The organism is Morganella psychrotolerans, from assembly GCF_965118875.1.
GTDB lineage: Bacteria > Pseudomonadota > Gammaproteobacteria > Enterobacterales > Enterobacteriaceae > Morganella > Morganella psychrotolerans_C.
The window spans coordinates 1-1,753 of record NZ_CBCPJD010000040.1 but is presented as its reverse complement, the minus strand read 5'-3'; the positions used below and the strand labels follow the sequence as shown (position 1 = coordinate 1,753).

4 protein-coding genes are annotated in these 1,753 nt (G+C 39.1%); 1 reads left to right on the top strand and 3 read right to left on the bottom strand.

The annotated features are described in order from the left end of the window. The first annotated feature begins 116 nt into the window (after window positions 1–116). On the top strand, window positions 117–866 hold the full coding sequence (locus ACMHKJ_RS19150) for a hypothetical protein (RefSeq protein ID WP_413496414.1): 750 nt from the start codon (window positions 117–119) through the stop codon (window positions 864–866). Window positions 867–948: 82 nt separating this feature from the next. On the opposite strand, the gene ACMHKJ_RS19145 is transcribed toward ACMHKJ_RS19150, so the two are convergent. The 3 genes from ACMHKJ_RS19145 to ACMHKJ_RS19135 all read right to left on the bottom strand — a co-directional run. Continuing rightward, window positions 949–1,398, bottom strand: coding sequence for a lysis protein (locus ACMHKJ_RS19145; RefSeq protein ID WP_413496413.1), 450 nt, complete (start codon window positions 1,396–1,398; stop codon window positions 949–951). After that, window positions 1,395–1,553: a hypothetical protein gene (locus tag ACMHKJ_RS19140; protein WP_413496411.1), complete on the bottom strand. Its 159-nt coding sequence runs from the start codon at window positions 1,551–1,553 to the stop codon at window positions 1,395–1,397. Before ACMHKJ_RS19140 ends, ACMHKJ_RS19145 begins: the two co-directional genes overlap by 4 nt. Next, window positions 1,535–1,753: glycoside hydrolase family protein (locus ACMHKJ_RS19135; protein WP_413496410.1), on the bottom strand; the 219-nt coding region annotated here is incomplete at its 5' end. The genes ACMHKJ_RS19135 and ACMHKJ_RS19140, both read right to left, overlap by 19 nt.

Genomic DNA, 1,753 nt, shown 5'->3' with positions numbered 1-1,753 from the left:
TCGGGGGATGCGTGGTGGCATGGCTGGCTCCAATAAAAGTGACCATGATTACGTTTACTTGTGATTCTGATATATTTGTTCATTATCGTTTAACTCAATAGGAGTAAATAAATCTAATGCCCAAATTATTTAATTTAATTTCACAAGTAAACATAGACTCAGAATGTGAGAAAATACAAATAAAAGAAAAAACAGATTCCATATTAAAAAAATATTTAAATAACAAATGCTGCAATTTCAAACACTGCATCTCATTTTTAAAAAAATACCAAACTCACGCCAACAATAACGGTGGAAATATATTTGAGATACATATATTACTAGGTAAAAACAATGAATACATCGACTGCAGCATAAATAGAAAGCAAGGTGGAGAACTGACAGAAAAAATGCTCAAATATATAGATAAATACAATTCTCACTTAATACACAACCATCCATCAAATGGTTCACTTAGTACTTCTGACTGGAATGTCTTAGTGAATCACCTTACATTACAGATGACAGCGGTCAATGATTTTGGATCATACTTTACTGGTTCAGTAACACAAAAAATGAATCATAGTACCCAACGTGATTTTACTTCCACACTACAAACCCTACAAGAAATAATAAAAGAATCAACGTTAGAATCCGGTGTTTTCGCTTGTTCAAACTTAAAAAATGGAATTTATTGTGACATTAACGCTTACATAAATAACATGAATATATGGCTAAATCACAAATTAGGATTGGTGCTATCAAATGCAAAAATTTCAAATTACACCTATAAATTAAGCATTAGTGATAATGTAAATAAAGATATAACAAATAACCTTGATAAAACTCACTTCCAAAAGACACTTTGTTTAATACAAAACTGGTAAAAAAATAATAGATTTACAAGAGTTATGACTATATATATGAAAATAATTTTTATTTTTAAAGTCTAATTTATTTAGGTATCAATTATTTCAAGAGTTCTGTATTTATGTACTCTTGCAGTCCCTTAATCATCTGCTCTGATTCTGCAATCCGCTCTCTGAGTAACCAATAATTTCGGACAGCGGTGTCATCAGGTCGGGCGGGGACTGCATCATCCATGCCGGTGGCGTCAGCGCGGCCGGTCTTTGGGCAGCTAGCTTTGATGTACACCCGCTCAGGATTACGGTCAGCAGCAATACGCAGCCGCCCAATTTCAGTTTTTGCATTTGCCAGCTCCTGTGTATGTCTGGTATCCAATTCGTGAAGTTTCTGTGCACGGTTCTGATAGTCTTTATTGATTTCAATCTGCTCTTCAAGCTGGCTGCTCAGGGTTGTATTGTCAGATCTCAGCCGCTGGTTATCCTGATAGGTGTCATATACCCACCAGGCAGCTGCAAGGATCAGTGCGGCAATCACCGCTTCTTTCCAGTTCATGGCGCTTCACACTCATAATGAATCACAGCCGCCTGCGGATGCCCCGGCAGCGGTTTACAGTAATTCGGGAGTGAATACAGGTAACAGCCAGCCAGCAGGCAGGCCGTCAGTAAGATGATAGAGAGGATGATCAGCACTACGGGGTTCCGTGACATACCGCATTCTCCGTTTCACGCCGGTTAATCAGACCCTGCCACTTTTTACCACCGGCAAATGTCCAGCGCTTCATTTCGTCACAGGCTCCGGCAATATCACCGGTATTCAGTTTGCGCAGCATCGTGGAGCGGGAAAAAGCACCGGGTCCGACGTTGTACACAAATGAATAGATAGCAGCCCGAGTGTTGCTGTCTATCTG